The organism is Kitasatospora sp. NPDC051914, assembly GCF_040680995.1.
GTDB lineage: Bacteria > Actinomycetota > Actinomycetes > Streptomycetales > Streptomycetaceae > Kitasatospora.
Map to the genome: position 1 here is coordinate 1 of NZ_JBFAXX010000101.1, position 18214 is coordinate 18214.

Consider the following 18214-nt stretch of genomic DNA (forward strand, 5'->3'; position numbering starts at 1 on the left):
CCTGGTCGACGGTTGCCTGGAGTTCTTGGATCCACGGGTAGGCGCGGATCGGGATGTCTTCGTGCTTCACCGATCGCCACACGCGTTCGATCCTGCTCAGCTCCGGGCTGCAGGGCGGCAGGTAGTAGAGGGTGACGCCGTGGCCTCCAGGAGCGGTCGATGCGCAGGGCGCCGAGGGCGTTGACCCGTCGGCCGCAGGTGCCTTCCTGCAGGACGAGGGCGCGGGTGCCCCGGCGGGCCCAGGTGTAGCCGGTCGGGAGGGTCGGGGCGAAGCCGGCCTCGTCGAGGTGGAAGAGCTCGATGTCGCCGGCTTCGGCCCCCAGCCGTACAGCCGCAGGCCCTCCGGCGTGTCCGTCCCTCGCGGACCGCTGGAGGGCCTCGTCGGCCTTGTGCCGCACGGTGGTGCGGGTCCGTTCGTAGCGGAAGCCGTCCCGCTCGAGCAGCACGGACAGCCGAGCGGAGTGGATGCGCACGCCGCGCCCGCGCTCCAGCCACGCCGCCAGGCGGGGCAGGGTCCAGGACGGGCCACCGTTCTCGGCGCACTCGTCCAGCATGTTCTCCGGCGTGTCCAGGTCGGCCGGAGTGATCTTCGGCGGCCGACCGCTGCGGGGCGCGTCCGCCGGCGCCGACAGCCCGCCGGCGTCGTACCGGCGAAGCGCTCCCCGCGCCGTGGCAGGGTGCACCGTCACGATGCCCGCGATCTCCGTCGCCGTCCGGCCAGCCGGATGCACTCGGCCCTCATCCGCGTGTGCGGCGCCAGATCCCGGCGCCGCAGCAGTTCCTCCACGCCACTCTTCTGATCCGGCGTAAGCTCAAGCACCAGCAGTCTCGGCACGGCAGCCCCTCCCACCGGCCGATATGCCCGAACCGCGGCCGACTTGCGCAAGACCGCTTAGCCGTAGCGTTCCGGCACGTCCCGCCAGGACGAGCCGGTCCGCAGCTTCCACGCGATGCCGTTCAGCACCCGGTCGTTCGACCTCGGCCGGCCCGCGGTTCCCGAACTCGGCAGGAACCGCCAGAGCACGGCCCACTCGGTGTCCGACAGCTCATGACGTCGTATCACGCCCGCCATGATCTCTCATCGCTTGATCATCTTTGAAGACGGACCTAGCCGTCACTGACCGCGTTGTCGCGCACGGTCAGCCGCCACCGGTCGTCGTCCTCCTCGCCCTGCGCGTCGATCACCCCGTTGAGGACGTGGTCGAAGGTGAAGCCCTCGAAACCCGGCTGCCCCTCCGCCTCACCCTGGGACCTGAGGAAGTGGTCGATCAGGTACGCCATCCACTCGGTGGCGCTGTAGAATTTCTCGCGCCCGTCCCACTCCAGCGCGGTGCCGTCCTCGGTCGGTACCCAGTGGCACCACAATCCCGGTTGACCGGCCGGCGGGTGGTTGTAGTCGCGGATGTCCAGGTCCCGGCCCTGGCCGGCATAGCCAGTGCCGCCGACGAAGTACGGGCCGCGTTCGCGGTCCATCCGGCGCGTGGCAGCGAACGTACGCAGGTAGGCGGTCTCCGCCTGGTTGAGTGGTGGCACGATACCGACACGGCCGGTGAACTCAGTGGTGTATCCCACGATATGACTCCTCAGCAGCAGACGACCCGGACAGACCGTACACGCCGGCACAGACAGAGCCGGTGACGGACTCCGGCCGTCACCCGTCGGAAGCGGAGAGCCTCGGATCCCGACGACGCAACCGCAGCCAAGGACGACCACGTCAGCTGTAGCTGCCCACCTGGACTGCACTCCGCCCGCTGAACGTGCGCAGCAGCTGCCGGTGCCGTCGGCACTCGCGTCATCGGGCCAGTCGGTGTTCGGACTCCTGTGGGGGACCGCTGGATGGCGATGGTGCCAGGCCGTGGCGAAGTCACCGAAGGCGGTGACCGATGGCGCGTCGGTGGCAGGGGCGGCGGTCAGGGTTCGCGTCCGTGGACGCTGCTGATCTTGATTACCGGGTCCGGACGCAGTCCGGCCGCATCCCTGCGGAGCTGGTCTCCCGGCTTCTGGGGCTCGGTCGTGTCGAGGAGGTGGAGTTCTGGGCCGGCCGTGGGAAGTGGTTTTGCGCGCGGGAGTGGACGCGGCGGCTCGTCGGGCAGGACCGGCAGGACGGGGCGCTCCAGGTGCTCGCCCCGTACGTCGACACTGGCTGGTGGACGGCCGCCGAGGAGGCGGCCGGAGTCCTGGAGGATGCGGAAGGGCCGAGGAGGCGATCGCGCTGCCCCGACCGCACGCGCAGGCCGAGCAGCGGTTGGCGCTCGCCTTCTTCGGCTGCATGCACGCCCGGCACGGCCGGGACGAGGAGGCGTCCGCCCTGCTCCGCCCGCACGTGCAGGACCGGCTCCTGGCCGATGCCCTGGTGGACGTCGCCGAAGGCATGGGCCGGGTCGAGGAGGCCGCCGCGCTGCTGCGCGACCGGATCGAGGCCGGCCGCCGCTGCGGCACCCCGGCGTGCACGGGCCAGGCGAACCGTTCACCCTGCCCGTCGTCCTCGACTCGTTCTGACCCCGCCACACCCATTCGGCGACGGGCCCGAGCCACGTGAACGGCGGGGCAGTACAGCTGTCCTGCAACCGAGCGCAGGCTCCAGACACCGCACCCCACCATGCAACGCCCACGCGCCGACCGGAGACTTCCGGCCGGCACGACCGGGACGACAAGCCAACGGCACAGCGAGCATCGCCCGGCAGGCGGCCGGGACAGCGGACCGACAGTTCACCGGCTCCTGTCAGTCCCCGACACGACGGCAAGCCCAACCCGGCAGGCGGTACCGACGGTCGGCGGTGTGCCGGGCGAGGCGGTCGGCGGGTACGGAAACCGGGTTCCGGCGCGGCGATGAGTTTTCCGGCTCTGGCACGTCTACATCTTTGACCGGACGACCAAACTCATCGGGAGTACAGACATGGGCCTCATCCACATCGAGCTGTTCGCGACCCTCGACCTCGTGGGGCAAGCACCCGGCGGCCCGGACGAGGACCCGGTGGGGTTCCCGTTCGGCGGATGGCAGGCACCCCTGATCGACGAGGCCACCGGAGCGCAGATCGGTGCCGCGTACGAGGGCACGGACGCGCTCCTGCTCGGTCGGCGGACGTACGACATCTTCGCCGCCTACTGGCCGCACCAGAAGGAGGGCGAGATCGCCGAGCTCTTCAACCGCGTCCCGAAGTACGTGGCCTCCCGCGGCACGCCGGACCTCCCGTGGGACGGATCCGTGCAGCTCGGCCCGGACCTGGCCGACGCGGTGCGCGAGATCCGTGACCGGCACGAGCACGTGAAGGTCGTCGGGAGCCTGAACCTGGTACAGACCCTGCTGCGGGAGAAGCTCTTCGACCGTCTCGACCTCTGGGTGCACCCGATCACCCTCGGCGTCGGGAAGAAGGTGTTCGACGCTGGCGCGGTGCCCATGAACCTCACGCTCCTCGAACCGCCGGTGGCCGGTCCACGGGGCACCGTGTACCTGCGCTACGGGCTCGCCGACGGCACCCCCGGGACGGGCGACATGAGCGCGCCCGACCGCGGTCTCGGGCAGAACGACTTCCGGTGATCCGATGACCACTGTCAACGCCAACGGGATCGCCCTGGGCGTCGAGTCGTTCGGTGACGACGACGCGCCACTCGTCCTGCTCGTGGGCGGGACGACGATGTTCTCCTGGCCCGACGCGCTCTGCGAGCGTCTCGCCGCCGGCGGACGCCGTGCAGTGCGCTACGACCTGCGCGACAGCGGGGAGTCCACGACGGCGGATCCGCAGGCGCCCGCCTACACCCTGCGCGGCCTCGCCGCCGACGCGGCGGCCCTTGCCGACGCGCTCGGCGGAGGGCCTGCGCACCTCGCGGGGATCGGCGTCGGCGGGATGGTCGCCCAGGTGGCCGTGCTCGACCACCCGGGAGCGTTCTCGGCACTCACCCTGGTCAGCACCCGCGCGGTCGCCCCCGGCCCGCCCGACGACGACCTCCCCGACCATGACCGGGCGACGATGAGCCGGCTGTTCGCGCGTCCGATGCCCGACTGGACCGACCGCGAGGCGGTTGCGGAGTTCGCCGCCGCCGGCGCGGAGATCCTCGGCGACGACCCCATCTCCGCGCGCGCGACCGCTGCGCGCATCTGGGACCGCACCCCCGGCACCGCGCCCCCGGTCCAGATGGCCAACCAGATGGGCCTGGTGTTCTCCAGACTCGACTGCGAACCCCGCTGGCGCGAGCGCCTGCTCCGAATCGAGGTACCCACGCTCGTCGTCCACGGCCGCCGCAACCGATTCTTTCCCGTCGGCAACGGCGAGGCGCTCGCGCGCGAGATCCCCGGGGCACGGCTGATCGTCCTCGAGGAGGCCGCCACGGCGATCCCCGGTGCAGCGATCGACGAGGTCACCGCGGCGATGCTCATGCTCGGATAGACGCTCTTGCTCGGACGGGGACGGCGGGCACCACGCGGGTCCGCCCCCGGGCCGGTCGGCGCCGAGCAGCCGGCGTCCATGCTGAACGTCCATGCCGGACCGGAACCCGGCGGCCGGCCCTCGTGGACCAGCCGGCCGTCCACCGGGCACGGCGTTTCTGCGCACCACCCGGGCCGCAAACGCCCCGGCCGGCAGAGCGCGACTCGACGGATTCGGGTCGGCGAACGGTCAGCTCGGGATTGGCTCGACGCCATGTATCCAGGTCGTCGTCGAAGACCGTCGGGCTTGTCACGGTGAACCCGCGGCGGACTGAGCACCAAGCTCCACCTGGCCTGCGACGGACGCGGGCGCCCGCTCGCCATCGTCCTGTCGGGCGGGAACGCGAACGACTGCACCCGCTTCGAGGCCGTCATGGAGTCGATCCGCGTCCCGTGCGTCGGACCCGGCCGGCCCAGGACCCGGCCCGACCACATGATCGCGGACAAGGGGTACAGCTCCCGGAAGATCCGCCCCTACCTGCGCAGACGCGGCATCCGGCACACCATCCCCGAACGCCTCGACCAGGCTACCGGGCGCCTGCGCACAGGCGCACACGGCGGCCGCCCGCCCGGGTTCGACCGGTAGACCTACAAGCTCCGCAAAGTCGTCTAACGCTGCTTCAACCGGCTCAAGCAGTGGCGGGGCCTGCCCACCCGCTACGAGAAGACCCGCGAGTCCTACCGGGCCGCCGTCACCATCGCATCGATCCTGCTCTGGATCTGATCTTTGAAGACGACTCCTAGTGCCTCGGGGACGGGAGCGGGAGGCGGGTGCGGAACAGGGTGGTGCCCGGCGACGGTGCGAGGGAGAGGTCGCCGCCGTGGTGGCGGGCGATGTCGCGGGCTATCGGCAGGCCGAGGCCGGCGCCGCCGTGGTCGCGGCTGCGGGCGTCGTCGAGCCGGGTGAACCGTTCGAAGATGCGCTCACAGTCCTCGGGAGCGACCTCGGGGCCGTCGTTGGCGACGTCCAGGACGGCCGAGCCGGTGCCCGGCTCGCGGTGGAGGCACACGCTGACGTCCCGGTCGGCGTGCCGTTGGGCGTTGTCGAGCAGGTTGGTCAGCAACCGGCCGAGCCACAGCCTGCTGCCGACCACCTCGATGCCGTCCTGGAGGTCGAGGCGGACGGGGTGCGGGTCGCCGGCCCTGGCCCGCACGGTGTCGGCCACCAGCTCGGCGAGGTCGACCGGATCGAGGGGGCCGAAGGAGTCACCGGCGCGGTCGGGGCCGGCGGAGTCGAGCCGGGCCAGCAGCAGGAGGTCGGTGGCGAGGGCCTGCAGCCGGTCGGTGTCCTCCAGTGCGCCTTCGAGCAGGGCGGTCCGCACCTCGGGGTCGGGGTGGGCCAGCGCGACCTCCAGCTGGGTGCGCAGCACGGCCAGCGGGCTGCGCAGCTCGTGCGAGGCGTCCGCGATGAAGCGGCGCTGGCGTGCGCCGGCCGCCTCCAGTCGCGCCAGCATGGCGTTCATGGTGCCCGCCAGCCGGGCGATCTCGTCGTCGGCGGCGGGGACGGGCACCCGGAGGTCGAGCTGCCGGTCGCCGATGGCCGCGACGCCGGCGCGGATCGCCTCCACCGGGGCGAGTGCGCGGCCGGTGGTGCGCCAGGTGAGGACGCCGACGGTGAGCAGGAGTAGCGGGCAGAGGACCAGCAGTGCGGCGGCGGCGACGTGCTGGGCGGTGTCGACGGTGCGAAGCGACGAGCCGACGCGCACGACGACCGGGCCGGAGGGGGTGGCGGCGGTGACGGTGGCGACCCGCTGCCGGTGCTCCTCGCCGAACGGACGCAGGTCGAAGGTGGTGTGGCCGTCGGGGCCGCCGACGGGGGCCACGGCGGGATGGCCCGCCAGGTTCTGGCTGGCCGCCACCACGTGGCCGGTCCCGTCGACGACCTGGACGAAGTCGGTGCCGTGGTCGAGCGGGAGCAGCGGGGTGAGCCGTGCGTCGGCGGCCAGCCGGGCAACGGCGATCGCCTGCTCGCGGGCGCCGCTCTCGACGGTGCGTTCGAGGTTGGCGTGCAGCAGGCCGAGGAATGCGGTGGAGGCGACGAGAAGGGCGGCGCCGACGGTGGTGCAGGCGGCGAGGGTGGTCCGGGCGCGGACCGAGCGCGGGGTGAGGCGCCCCAGCAGCCGCGCGGTACGGCCACGCGTCCCGCGACCGATCCCGCGACGGGAGCGGAGGCAGGTACCCCCGGGTTCCGGCCCGGTGGTCGCCGGAACGGTGGTTGTCGGCTCAGCCACCGTTGGCCCGGTGGTCGTCGGCTCAGCCACCGTCGGCCGCCAGTCGGTAGCCGGCGCCCCGCACGGTCTGCAGGGCATTCCGTCCGAACGGGGTGTCGATCTTGCGGCGCAGGGCGCTGATGTGGACCTCGACGATGTTCGGGTCGCCGTCCGGGCCGGACTCCCAGACCTCGTCCAGGATCTCCCGCTTGGTCACCACCTCGCCGGCCCGTCGGGCGAGGTGGTCGAGCACGGCGAACTCGCGGGCGGTGAGCCGGACGGGGCTGCCGGCCCGGGTGCAGGTGCGTCCGACGGCGTCGACGACGAGGTCGCCGAGGACGGTCGCGCGGGGTGCCCGGCTGCCGATGCGGCGGGCGAGCGCGCGCAGCCTTGCGACCAGCACGACGTAGGAGAACGGCTTGGACAGGAAGTCGTCGGCGCCGGTGTCGAGCGCCTCGGCCTCGTCCCACTCGCCGTCCTTGGCGGTGAGCATGAGGATGCCCGCATCGTGGCCGGCGGCGCGCAGCAGCGAGCAGACCCGGTAACCGTTGAGGCCGGGCAGCATGATGTCCAGCACGATCACGTCGTACGGCTGCTCGGCGGCGCGGGCGAGGCCGGTGACGCCGTCGTGGGCGACGTCCACCGTGAATCCCTCGGCCGTCAGCCCGTGCCGCAGCGCCGCGGCCAGCCGTCGTTCGTCCTCCACCACCAGTACCCGCATGCGCTACAGGGTGACAGGTGCCCCCGGGCGCTCCCTGAAGGGGTCTTCAGGTTCTTCAGCGTCGCTTCAGGAACGGTGCCGCATGCTGGCCGTCGCCGTACCGGCCGGGCGAGGCCCGGTGGTGGGGTACGGCGAACCGTGCGGAGACGAGCGAGGAGGAGAGGCGGCCGATGAGCGAGCCTGTGGGTCCGGCGGAACCGGGTGCGGAGACCGGCAAGGTGCCGGGGGCGGTCAGCCCGGGCGGGCGGCGGAGGACGGTCGGGCGGTGGGTCCGCGGGCGGACGGCCCGCTGGGTCGGGGTGGCCGTGGTCGTGCTGGGCGGCGCCGCTGCGGCCGCCGTCCACCACGCGGAACACCACGGCTCCCGGGTCGCCTTCCGGGACGGCGAGCCGGGCGTTCCAGGCATGCCCGGCGGCCTCAAGTACCGCGTCATCCGCGGTGAGGACGGCGAGCGGCGCGTCGTGATCGAGCAGCGGAAGGCCGACGGGCCGGCGGAGGTCGGTCCGTCGGGCGGCCGGGCGATACCGCAGCTCGCCCCCGCGCCGCTGCCCGAGCTCGCCGCGGGCGACGCGGTGGCGAAGGCCGCCGCGGCCATTCCGGGCGGCAAGGTCGAGTCGCTGCGTCCCGCGGACCGGCAGGGCGGCGGCCGCAGCTGGCAGGCCGTGGTGATCGGCACGGACGGCGTCCGGCACTTGGTCACCGTGGACGGCAGCAGCAGCGCCGTCACCGGCAACACCGTGGTGGGCGGGTCAACCGGCTGACCCGCGGGCCGGCAAGTCAGGGGAGCCGTCCTCAAAGGGCACCCGGCTGGTCGATTCAGGGGCGCGTGGGGCACCCATGACCTTTGAAGACAGGCCGTAGGCCCAATACCGGTGACTTTGGTGGGTCTGGGTCGTCGATCGGGTTGTGCCACGGCCTGGACAGGTGAAGTCGCCGGTGGGTGACCGGCTTTCGGACCGGATTGCGTCGGGGTGCTGACGCGTGCGTTTCCGCCGGAGTTGATCGGTGAGGTGATTGCCGAGTGCGGTCGGGTCGAACAGCGGCACCGGCTGCTTCCGGCGCGGGTGGTGGTCCACTTCGTCCTGGCGATGTGCCTGTTCTTCGGCCAGGGCTATGAGGAGGTGGCCCGGCTTCTCGTGCAGGGACTGGAGCGCGAGGGCCGGTGGGCGAAGGCGTGGCGGGTGCCGACGACGGCGGCGATCGGCCGGGCCCGGTTGCGGTCGGGGCCGGAGCCGTTGCGGGCCCTGTTCGCCAGGGTCTGCCGGCCGGTCGCCCTCGAGCGGACCCGGGGCTCCTGGTATCGGCGGTGGCGGCTGGTCGCGGTGGACGGCACCGTCTTCGACCTGCCGGACACGGCGGCGAACGCGGAGTTCTTCGGGCGGCCGGGCACCGGTCGTGGTCAGGGCCGCAGCGCCTATCCGCAGGCCGGGGTGGTGGCGCCGGCCGAGTGCGGCACCCACGCGGTGTTCGCGGCCGAGGTCGGGCCGCTGTCCGTCCACGAGACCTCCTTGGCCCAGCGGCTGTTCCCCGCGCTGGACGAGGGCATGCTCGTGCTCGCCGACCGCGGCTTTTGCGGCTGGGCGTTCCTGCTGGTCCACCACGCCCTGCGCGATCTGATGCACCGGGCCGCACTGCGGGGCCGGCACGACCCGGACCGGATCTCCTTCACCCGCAGCCTTCGCATCGTTCGCCGCCACGTCACCGGGCAGGTGGCGCTTTCCCCCTCCCGACTCGCCCGGGCCACCACCCAGAGCCTGCGTGAGATCGGCGAACGGCTCCTTCCGGCAAGGCCGTTGCGCCCCAACCCCCGCGTGGTCAAACGCAAGATGTCGAACTGGGCCCTAGGGCGCGTATCTGGTTGTGATCAATCTGCGGGTTTCGCCCTCGCGGTCGTGCCTGATCCGGCAGATCATGTTGCGTGACGCGAGTGCAACTGACTGACGCCGAGTGGGAGTTCATCGAGCCGTACCTGCCGATCGGCGAGTACGGCCCGTACCCCGAGCGGCTGCGCCGGCAGTTCGAGGGCGTGATCTGGAAGTTTCGGACGGGGAGCCAGTGGCGGGAGATACCGCAGGAGTTCGGCGCCTGGTCGACCGTCCACAACCGCTTTCGGCAGTGGAGGGACGCCGGGGTCTTCGAGGCCCTGCTGGAGGGCGCGATCGCGGAGGCCGCAAAGCGGGGTGAGGCGGACTTGTCGCTGGTCAGCGTGGATTCCACCACCGTCCGGGCCCATCATGACGCCGCCGGGATGCACCTCGACCCCGGCACGCTCGCCGACCTGGAGAAGGCCGCCGAGGAGGCGGAGAAGGCCCGGCAAAAAGGGGCGGCCCGAAGGAACAAGACGGGCAGGGCACCGCAGACGACCCGGAACGGGACGAGCGGCGACGTGTCCGACGCAGGCGCAAGCTCCGCCTGAAGACGGGCACTGCTCGGACGGTCCGGAGGCGGGCAGACCAGCAAGGTCCACGTCGCCGGCGAGCGCAAGTGCCGCCCGCTGGTGCTCGTTCTGACCGAGGGGCAGGCCGCCGACAGCCCGCAGTTCATCCCGGTGCTGGCGAAGGTCCGGGTTCGCGGGCCGGTCGGCCGTCCCCGCACCCGGCCCGACGCGGTCGCCGGCGACAAGGCCTACTCCTCCCGCGGCAACCGCGCCCACCTGCGCAAACGCGGCATCAAGGCCGTCATCCCGGAGAAGCGGGACCAGGCCGCCCACCGGAAGAAGAAGGGCAGCAGAGGCGGCCGGCCCGTCGGCCACGACGCCGAGCTCTACAAGGAGCGCAACACCGTCGAGCGCCTGATCAACAGGCTGAAGGCCTGGCGGGGCATCGCCACCCGGTTCGACAAGACACCCGAGAGCTACCTCGCCGGCCTCCACCTTCGTGCCTCGATGATCTGGATCAAGGACCTGACCAGGACCACCCCTCGATCACGACCAAATACGCTCCCTAGGAGCTCTAAGCCCGGCCCCCCTTCCAGCCGGGCCGGCGTGCCGCGTCCGATGTCAGACCGCCGGGTGTCGGGGCGTCAGGCGCAGTGATGGGTGCGCGGGTCGTCCGTGCGGTCCGGGCCGAGCCGGAGCGTGTCGGCGGTGGTGCCCTCGGCGCGGAGGACCGTGGCTGTCATGCTGCCGGTGGGCCACCATGGTGTTCGCAGGGTGTAGTAGACGCGGGTCCCTTCGGGCGTCCGCGTCCGGCCCACCTCCGTCACGGTGAACGCGGTGCCGTTGCAGGACAGGGACCGCACGTCCTCCAGGTCGGCGAGGAAGACGTGCAGTGCGCCGTTTTCCTCGAGCGCCGTGGTGATGCCGTCCGGCCCCGGGGTCCGGCCGGACGGCAGGTCCGCGGCCGCGATACAGCCCCGGATCAGGCCCAGGCCGGAATACTCAGCATGGCACAGCTCCCCGGCGGCCGTCGGCCACAGGTAGCCCCGGCGGCCCTCCCACACGTACGCCGGGATCGGCCCGCCGCCGACCGGGGCCTTCCCGTCCCCGGCGGCATCCTCGACGATCATCCGTTCCACGGCGGCCGCCGACAAAGACATGGCGCCCGCGCCGGGAGAGGCACCGAGGGTGATGAGCGGCAGCCCGTCGGGGCCCGCAGATCCGGCGGCCGGGCCGGATACCGCCGGTGTGCCCGGCTGCGCCGGCGCCGTGGTCAGGTCGCAGAGCGTCAAGACCTCCACCAGCGTCCCCGCCGCCGGCCAGGGCGTCGATGTCGGCAAGAGGATCGCCGGAAGGAAACGCAACACCGTCACCGACATGATCGGCCTCCTGCTCGTGGTCCTGGTCACTGCCGTGAGCGTTCAACCAGCCCGGCTGACAACACCCGGGCACCCGCCAGTGGCGGTCGTGCGGAGGGCTCCTGCGGCGGGTACTGCCGCAGGAGCCTTCCGCACCTCAAGGGGTCAGCAGCCGGTGAGAGCGTTCTGCGCCGCCCTGCATCCGACAGTGGAGACTGGAGCAACCCCGAGCAACAGGCCCAGAGGCAGCTGCAGAAGCACTCTCCACGGAGGAACCAGCTGCCGGGCCGCCCCGGCCGGTGTACCGGTTCCCGCACCGGCCGGGGCGTGCGATCAGTGCGCCGCCGGTGCGGTGGCGGAGGCCGAGGGGCTCGCGGCGGCGGTCGGCACCGGGCAGCCGCCGGGTACCGTCGCGGTCGGCGAGGGCAAGGCTGTCGGCGAACCGGAGCCGGTGGGAGACGGCGTCGCAGTGGCCGTCGTGGTCGCGGTCATGGTCGGCGTCGGACCGGCGGACGGGATCGTGGTCGGGCCCACCGTGGCGCCGGGGGTGGGGCTCGGAGCGGGCAGCGTCGGGCAGGAGTCCGGGGTCGGCGAGGTGCCGCCGCTCGGTGTGGCGACCGGCGTGGGATCGGGCTTCCCGGCCGTCGGCGACGGGTTCGCCCACGGGGAGGGCGACGACGGCGACGGTGTGGGCCGCGGGGTCGGGGCGGCCGGCGACGGGCTCGGCGTCGGCGTCGGCGTCGGCGGGTGCACCGCACCGGAGGGGATCGGCCGTGCGGGCAGCGGCGCGTCCGCGACGGCCACGGCGCCGGAACGGTAGTGCGCCATCCAGCCCTTGACGGTGCGCAGGTACTGCGCGGAATGGTTGTAGCCGAGGATCGCCGCGTCGAGCTGTGCCGGGTCGGCGAGGTCGCGCGAGCCGGCGCACAGGTAGTGGCCGGCCGCGAGCGCGGCGTCGTGGATGTTGTTGGCGTCCCGGCGGCCGTCGCCGTTGCCGTCCGCACCCCACACCGCCCAGGTGGAGGGGATGAACTGCATCGGGCCGACGGCGCGGTCCCAGCGCCGGTCGCCGTCGACGGCGCCGCCGTCGGTGTCGGCGATCGCCGCGAAGCCGTTGCCGTCCAGGGCGGGGCCGAGAATCGGGGTTGCCGTGGTGCCGGCGGCGTCGACCCGGCCGCCGTCCGCGTGCCCCGACTCGACCCGGCCGATCGCGGCCAGCAGCTCCCACGGCAGGTGGCAGCCGGGATCGGAGGCGGCGACGGCGGCTGCCGCCGTCCGGTATGCGGCGAACACGGTGGCCGGCACCGCGGCCTGACCGCCCGCCGGCGTCACCGCGGCCGTCCGGCCCCCGGCGGGTACGGCCGGTACGGCGGGCGTGGTCGGCGGCTGGGCCCAAGCCCGGCGGCCGCCGCCGTCCATCGGCAGAACCCCAGCCGCCCCCGTCGGCGCCTGCTCGGCCGCGACCGCCTCGGACCGCACCGGCCCGACCGGACCGCTCGGTGCGGCCACCGCCGCGAGCACCACCACCGAAGCCGCCGCCCGCAGCAGCCCGGCCCACTTCCGTCCGCCCCCCACACCAATCCCCTCCCACATGATCATGACTGGCGCATTACATTACTAATGAGCGACACCGTGCCCCGTGCAGGTTCCAGCACCACCTGGGTCAGGCGATGCGGATGTCTCGGGCCCAGGTCTGGGCCGACACAACACGGCCCGACCACCAGGGGGAGGACGGCCGGGCCGGGCACCACGGAGAACGGGACAAACACCGCCTCACGGCGCCCTCGGCGGCCAGACCCCCACGAACGCCTCAAACAGAAGACCCGGACCCGGATGTAACCAAGATTCGGCAGATGCGCAGCTAGAGCTCTGGTCGATAGGCGCGCAGCCGGTTGCGGACGGCCTCGGCCTCGGGGCTCCCGACCGCCTCCAGCAGTCCCAGCGCCTCCTCCCAGGCGGACCGTGCCTCGGCCGCGCGGCCCTGCTCGGACTCCACCATCCCGATTTGCTCGAGCATCCGGCCGGTGAACAGCGGATTGCCGAGCTGCCTGGCGGTCTCCAGGGACCTCCTGCTGAGCTCGAGAGCCTCCCCGTTCCGGCCGAGCCGGTGCAGTGCCAGGGCGAGCTGGCCGCGGAAGATGGCAGCGTCCGCCGCGGCGCCGTTCGCCTCGGACACGTCGGCCGCCGAGGCGAACAGTTCGCACGCCCGCTCGTGGTCGCCCAGGTTGGTCCTGATCAGGGCGAGGTTGGCCAGTGCCTTGGCGAGCAGGTAGGGGTCGTCCAGGACCCGGGCCGTTTCGATGGAGTCCTCGTAGCACCGGACGGCGTCGTCCAGCCGCTTCAGGTGGAAGTGGAGGTTGCCCAGGTGGAGCGTGCCCCGGGCGACGCGCTGGGCGTCGCCGTGCCGCCGGTAGACCTCGATGGCCCGCTCGTAGTGGGCCTGGGCGAGCGGATCGCGGCGCAGGGTGAGGGCGACGGCCTTGTTGTGGGTGAGCACGGCGGCGGCAAGCTGGTCGCCGAGCTCCCCGGCGGCCCCGATGCCCAGGTCCTGAGCCTCCGCCAGGAGGTCCAGTTTGTGGGTGTTGAGCAGACCGCCGGCCATCGCGGCCGCCAGCTGCCAGGTGGGACGGTGCCGGCCCAACGCCGCCGCCTGCCGGGTCGCCGCCATCAGGTTGTCGGTCTCCAGGACGAACCACTCCTTGGCCCCGGCCTGCTCCGTGAACGGCATCGGTCCCACCCAGGGACTGTCGAGCACCGGCGTGAGGAAGATCCCGGTCGGGTCGATCAGGCGCTGCGCCGCGTCCGCCACCGCGACGTACCACTCGAACAGCCGGGGGAGCCCGGCGGTCTGCTCGTCCGGCACGGCGGCGGCGATCTGCCGTGCGAAGAGTCGCACGAGGTCGTGCATCTGGTAGCGGTCCGGCATCGCCTGGTCCAGGAGGTGCACACCCTCGAGCGCCCGCAGGAGGCCTCGTACGCGGGCGGAGGCCGTGGCCGACAGCGGGCCCGTGCCGGAGAGAGCCCCGGCGGCGGCCGAGCAGAGGTGGTGGCCGGGGTGCAGGCCCATGAGGCGGAACAGCGCCGCCTGCTCCGGCGTCAGCCGCCGGTACGTGTGGTCGAGCGCCCGGGTGACGGTCAGTTCCCCATCGGGCAGACCCAGTTCGGACAGCCTCCGGTCGTCGGGGCCGAGTTCCTCGGCCAGCCGGGACAACTGCACGGTGGGTTGCGAGGCCAGCCGGGCCGCGGAGATTCGCAGGGCGAGCGGCAGGCCTCCGCAGAGCCGTGCCAGCTCGCGGGCGGCGTCCGGCGAGGCCGCCACCCGGTCCGGTCCTGCGATCCTGGCCAGCACCTCGACGGCTTCGTCCAGCGACAGCATGCCGAGTCGGACCTGCAACGCACCGGTCTCGGCCACCAAGGCGCCGAGGACGCCCCGGCTGGTCACGACGGTGAGGCTCTCCGGGGCGCCCGGAATGAGCGGTCTGATCTGTTCGTACCCCCGCGCGTTGTCGAGCACGACCAGCAGCCGCCGGCCCGCCACCGACGAGCGGTAGAGGTCCTCGCGCGCGCTGGTCCCGGCCGGGATCTGACCGTCCGGCACACCCAGCGCCAGGAGGAAGCGTTCGAGTACGCGGGCGGCCGGCTCGTGGTCCCCGTCGTCGTAGCCGTGCAGGTCGACGAAGAGCTGGCCGTCGGGGAACTGCCCGGCGACCGAGTGGGCCCAGCGCACCACCAGGGAGGTCTTGCCCACGCCGGCCGGGCCTGTGACCGAGATGGTCCGGCCCTCGTCGGCCGGGCCGTCCAGAAGCGCTTCCAGCGTGGCGAGCTCACTCTCCCGGCCGACGAACCCACGCGCGGCCCTGGGGAGCTGGCGTGGCCCGTGGGAGGCCGGTGTGGAGGTCGCTGCGGACCGGGTCGTGCCCGGGGGCTTCGGCGCGGAGAGTTCGCCGCGCAGCATGACGCACTCCAGCTCGGCCAGTTCCCGGCCCAGGTCCACGCCGTACTCCTCGGCCAGCAGGCTGCGGACCGCGCGGACCACCTCCAGGGCCTCGGTCTGCCGCCCGCTCAGGTGCAGCGCCCGGGCGAGCCGCCCGGCGATGTCCTCGCGGTACGGGAACTCGGCGGAGAGCGCCGTGAGTTCGGGAACCAGCTCAGTGTGGCGGCCTGCCGCGAGTTCGAGATCGGCGAGCAGCGCGTGCGCCTGGAAGCGTTCCTCCTGGAGCCGTGTGCGGACCGCGGCCACGAAGGGTGCGTCCACCCCGGACAACGCCTCGCCTCGCCAGAGAGCCAGGCCTTCACGGAGCAGTCGCACCGCCTCCGCTGGCTCCGGGTGGTGGCGTGCCTCGGCCAGCAGCCGACCGAACTCGGCGTGGTCCAGCTCGTCCCGGCCGAGGCCGAGCCGGTAGCCGACGCCGTCCCAAGTCAGCTGCTCCGCGGCCGTGGGCGGCAGCAGCCGACGGACTGCGGAGATCACCGTGTGCACCTGGGCCCGGGCGGTCTTCGGCGGCTCCTCCCCCCAGAGCGCGTTGATCAGCATCTCGATCGTGACCGGCCGATCGGCGTTGAGCAGGAGGAACGACAGCACCGCCCGGTTGCGGGGCCGAGCCACCTCGACCGCCCGGCCGTCAACCCGTAACTCCGGGGAGCCGAGGACTCCGTAGCGCACCATCGGCCACCCCTGTTCCTTCGTGCATCGCCGTACTCCGCGCGGCCCGTACGGTGAACGGGTCCGCGCACAAAGACGCCAGGATACAGAGGACTTGACCGCCCGAGTGACGGCCCCTGGATGCAATACCAGTGATTTAGGTGGAATTACGGCGAGCTATGCCGGTTTTGGTCGGTCCGGCGAGGGAGACGGCGCTGCGCCGGCGGGCCCCGTTTGGCCGTCCGGTCCACCAGGACGGCGCAGCGCGCGAGATTTTCTTGGCCCGCCACGGGTTCGTAACGGACAGCGAGGAGAGGGCGAGAAGGACCGCCCACCGGGTCGGAATCCAGTGGAGCTCCCCGGTCATCGTGCCGGCGCGGGGAGGAACCAGCTGTCCCGATCGCCCCGGTAGAGGGTGGGTCGTGATTTCACACGCCTCGAGCTTCTGAGTCCACCGCCCGGACCTGAGCACTGCCGGATGCCAGACGCCCGGGTCACGCTTGGCGACCCGGGCTTGGTGGTTCGGCCCGGCCGTGGACGCCGGGAGTTCGCAGGCGCGCGCATGGCGCGTGCGATCCGGACCGTGAGGGCCCGCCGCCCGATGGGCGGCGGGCCCTCACGAGGCCAGGGTCAGCCCACCCACCAGAGCTGGTCGGCGTAGTCGCCGCAGGTGTACTGGAAGGCGCCGTTGCCGTTGTTCCCGCCCTGGATCACCAGGCACTGGCCGCTGTTGGCGTTCTGGAACTGGTACCGGCCGACGCCGTCGACCCAGCCGTACCAGAACTGGTCGGCGTAGTTGGCGCAGTTGTACTGGAAGGCGCCGCTGCCGGCCGTGGTGCCCTGCACGACCAGGCACTTCCCGCTGTTGCTGTTGACGATCTGGAACGCCGTACCGTCCGAATTCCAGTGGACGTTCCACTGCTGGTCGGCGTAGTCGCCGCAGTTGTACTGGAATGCGCCGCTGCCGTTGCTGGTGCCCTGCACGACCAGGCACTTCCCGCTGTTCGCGTTCTGGTAGTGCTGGGCGGCCGCCGCGAGCGCGGCGAGCTGTGCGCTGCTGCTCTGAGCGGTGAGCCGCGTCTGTGCGGGTGCGGCCGACGAAACGGTCTCGGCTGAGGCCGAGCCTGTCGGCCCGATCAGGGCGGCGGAGACGAGAGCCGCCCCCAGCAGGGCGGATCCCCCAGCCCGAAATGCCTTCTTTGCAACCTTAAGCATTGACCCCTCCATTTAATTCTGGGTTTTCTGTCTTGCGATCTGGTCGGGCATGGAACGTGGAGCCCGTCCGATCGATCGCCGAGTGGTGCGGGAATTCAACCCGAGGTTCGTCATTGAATTCGCCTGAACATGACTGGACCGATCCGAAGAGATTGCCGCGTCCCAGGAGGTCCAGGGACGGTGCGTCCGGATTAATTCGCCTACGGTGAATCATCCGCTCGGCAGCAGGCTGGCAGGGCCTGCCGGTCAGTAATGGCAAGAACCTGGTCCCCTTCGGAATATTGGGGTTCCATGCTCCGTCCCTGGACGGTGATCAGGGACACGTATCGACGCTCTGCCACCAAGAGTGCCACCAGGCCGGCGGCGGACCATGCCGGCACCCTCACGGCTTTCTCCGGAGCCGTGTTCCAGCACCATTCTCCACTGTTGTCGCGAGCACCTTTCGTCCTTTCCCGGGAGATCGGGCGTGTTGTCGGCAATGCGTCCGCGCCGGCCATGTGATCCGTTCGCCGGGCTCGCTGCGAATGTCGAAACCGTACAGCCGATTCCATCGGCCATGGCAAGTGGATTTCCGCTTTTGTGGCGTGGGTCACATGTTCCAGGGTTTCCCCGGAAAAGTGAGTAGCCGATGAAGAGCGGATGAGTAGCGAGGTCCTGCAAAATGTCAGGCGCCAGGCGATCATTGGCGCCCGTAGTTCATGATTGGATTTCGATGGTGCTGGCACTCGGCGTTCTGGCCATGATTCTGGGAGCCGCAACGGCGGTGAACTTCTCGCTGACCTTCGCGGTCATTCGCCGGCTGGGGGAGATCGAAGCCCGGCCGTCCGGTGGCACGGATCCACTGCCGGCCCTCGGCACGGCGGTCGCCAACTTCACCGCCACCACAGTCGATGGCCGGCGAATCGACCAGTCGGACATCGCCCGCGGCGACACCGTGATGGGCTTTCTGATGGTCGGTTGCGGCCCGTGCGCGAAGCTGATCGAGGCCTCGACGAGAGCGCCACCACCCACGCGCAGCGGGGCATTGTTCTTCGTGCTCGGCGACCCCGCCGCGCAGGCAGCGCAAGAGATGGCGGCCAATCTCGGCCGGCACGGCGACGTCGTGGTGGTCGCAGACCAGTCCGTGCCCTCGGAGGCCTTCGGCGGCATCGTCTCCTTCCCCACCCTTCTGACTGAGCTTCTTTCATCCTGGGTTTTCCCAGGTCAGGAGGGTGGGGACGGCGGCGATGGTTCGGCTGATGCGGTTGGTCGAGCATCGGGCCCGTCGT

The 18214-nt window shown here is 72.0% G+C and carries 14 protein-coding genes and 4 pseudogenes; 9 read left to right on the plus strand and 9 right to left on the minus strand.

Annotated elements, in window-relative coordinates:
* The 3 genes and pseudogenes from AB0M03_RS37120 to AB0M03_RS37130 all read right to left on the minus strand — a co-directional run.
* Nucleotides 1-731: helix-turn-helix domain-containing protein (locus tag AB0M03_RS37120; protein ID WP_363500363.1), on the minus strand; the 731-nt coding region annotated here is incomplete at its 3' end.
* 164 nt (nucleotides 732-895) lie between these two features.
* Nucleotides 896-1072 (minus strand): annotated as a pseudogene (locus tag AB0M03_RS37125) (transposase); the annotation flags it as partial.
* Between the two features lie 35 nt (nucleotides 1073-1107).
* On the minus strand, nucleotides 1108-1572 hold the full coding sequence (locus tag AB0M03_RS37130) for a hypothetical protein (RefSeq protein WP_363500366.1): 465 nt from the start codon (nucleotides 1570-1572) through the stop codon (nucleotides 1108-1110).
* Nucleotides 1573-2146: 574 nt separating this feature from the next.
* Here AB0M03_RS37130 and AB0M03_RS37135 point away from each other — a divergent pair.
* The 4 genes and pseudogenes from AB0M03_RS37135 to AB0M03_RS37150 form a co-directional block, all read left to right on the plus strand.
* The gene (locus AB0M03_RS37135) at nucleotides 2147-2539 is read left to right on the plus strand and encodes a hypothetical protein (protein ID WP_363500369.1); all 393 of its coding nucleotides are present in this window, start codon (nucleotides 2147-2149) and stop codon (nucleotides 2537-2539) included.
* Nucleotides 2540-2896: 357 nt separating this feature from the next.
* Nucleotides 2897-3538, plus strand: coding sequence for a dihydrofolate reductase family protein (locus tag AB0M03_RS37140; RefSeq protein ID WP_363500372.1), 642 nt, complete (start codon nucleotides 2897-2899; stop codon nucleotides 3536-3538).
* 4 nt (nucleotides 3539-3542) lie between these two features.
* Complete coding sequence (locus AB0M03_RS37145; RefSeq protein ID WP_363500375.1) at nucleotides 3543-4385, plus strand: alpha/beta hydrolase; 843 nt, start codon at nucleotides 3543-3545, stop codon at nucleotides 4383-4385.
* Between the two features lie 285 nt (nucleotides 4386-4670).
* A pseudogene (locus tag AB0M03_RS37150) lies at nucleotides 4671-5147 on the plus strand (IS5 family transposase); the annotation flags it as partial.
* A gap of 16 nt (nucleotides 5148-5163) precedes the next feature.
* On the opposite strand, the gene AB0M03_RS37155 reads toward AB0M03_RS37150, so the two are convergent.
* Nucleotides 5164-6654 carry a HAMP domain-containing sensor histidine kinase gene (locus AB0M03_RS37155; RefSeq protein WP_363500378.1) on the minus strand — a complete coding sequence of 497 codons (1491 nt, stop codon included), beginning with the start codon at nucleotides 6652-6654 and terminating at the stop codon, nucleotides 5164-5166.
* A 22-nt stretch (nucleotides 6655-6676) separates the two neighbouring features.
* The gene (locus AB0M03_RS37160) at nucleotides 6677-7354 is read right to left on the minus strand and encodes a response regulator transcription factor (RefSeq protein ID WP_363500381.1); all 678 of its coding nucleotides are present in this window, start codon (nucleotides 7352-7354) and stop codon (nucleotides 6677-6679) included.
* Between the two features lie 170 nt (nucleotides 7355-7524).
* Here AB0M03_RS37160 and AB0M03_RS37165 point away from each other — a divergent pair, with 170 nt between their 5' ends.
* The 3 genes and pseudogenes from AB0M03_RS37165 to AB0M03_RS37175 all read left to right on the plus strand — a co-directional run.
* Entirely contained in the window at nucleotides 7525-8115 is a 591-nt protein-coding gene (locus AB0M03_RS37165) for a hypothetical protein (RefSeq protein WP_363500384.1), read from the plus strand.
* A 210-nt stretch (nucleotides 8116-8325) separates the two neighbouring features.
* Nucleotides 8326-9276 (plus strand): transposase domain-containing protein, encoded by a 951-nt coding sequence (locus AB0M03_RS37170; RefSeq protein WP_363500387.1) that lies wholly within the window; start codon nucleotides 8326-8328, stop codon nucleotides 9274-9276.
* Nucleotides 9273-10268 (plus strand): annotated as a pseudogene (locus tag AB0M03_RS37175) (IS5 family transposase); the annotation flags it as partial. The gene AB0M03_RS37170 and the pseudogene AB0M03_RS37175, both read left to right, overlap by 4 nt.
* Before the next feature lie 107 nt (nucleotides 10269-10375).
* Here AB0M03_RS37175 and AB0M03_RS37180 read toward each other — a convergent pair.
* Nucleotides 10376-11032: a hypothetical protein gene (locus AB0M03_RS37180; RefSeq protein WP_363500390.1), complete on the minus strand. Its 657-nt coding sequence runs from the start codon at nucleotides 11030-11032 to the stop codon at nucleotides 10376-10378.
* On the opposite strand from AB0M03_RS37180, the pseudogene AB0M03_RS37185 reads away from it, so the two are divergent.
* Nucleotides 11001-11156, plus strand: a pseudogene (locus tag AB0M03_RS37185) (IS5/IS1182 family transposase); the annotation flags it as partial. The gene AB0M03_RS37180 and the pseudogene AB0M03_RS37185 overlap by 32 nt on opposite strands.
* Before the next feature lie 266 nt (nucleotides 11157-11422).
* Here AB0M03_RS37185 and AB0M03_RS37190 read toward each other — a convergent pair.
* The 3 genes from AB0M03_RS37190 to AB0M03_RS37200 all read right to left on the minus strand — a co-directional run bounded on the left by AB0M03_RS37190 (nucleotide 11423) and on the right by AB0M03_RS37200 (nucleotide 16946).
* Nucleotides 11423-12664: a lytic murein transglycosylase gene (locus AB0M03_RS37190; protein WP_363500393.1), complete on the minus strand. Its 1242-nt coding sequence runs from the start codon at nucleotides 12662-12664 to the stop codon at nucleotides 11423-11425.
* A 286-nt stretch (nucleotides 12665-12950) separates the two neighbouring features.
* Entirely contained in the window at nucleotides 12951-15755 is a 2805-nt protein-coding gene (locus AB0M03_RS37195; RefSeq protein ID WP_363500396.1) for a BTAD domain-containing putative transcriptional regulator, read from the minus strand.
* A 606-nt stretch (nucleotides 15756-16361) separates the two neighbouring features.
* The gene (locus tag AB0M03_RS37200) at nucleotides 16362-16946 is read right to left on the minus strand and encodes an RICIN domain-containing protein (protein WP_363500399.1); all 585 of its coding nucleotides are present in this window, start codon (nucleotides 16944-16946) and stop codon (nucleotides 16362-16364) included.
* 712 nt (nucleotides 16947-17658) lie between these two features.
* Between AB0M03_RS37200 and AB0M03_RS37205 the strand changes: the two genes are divergently transcribed.
* The coding region (locus AB0M03_RS37205; RefSeq protein ID WP_363500402.1) for a hypothetical protein at nucleotides 17659-18214 on the plus strand (556 nt) is incomplete at its 3' end.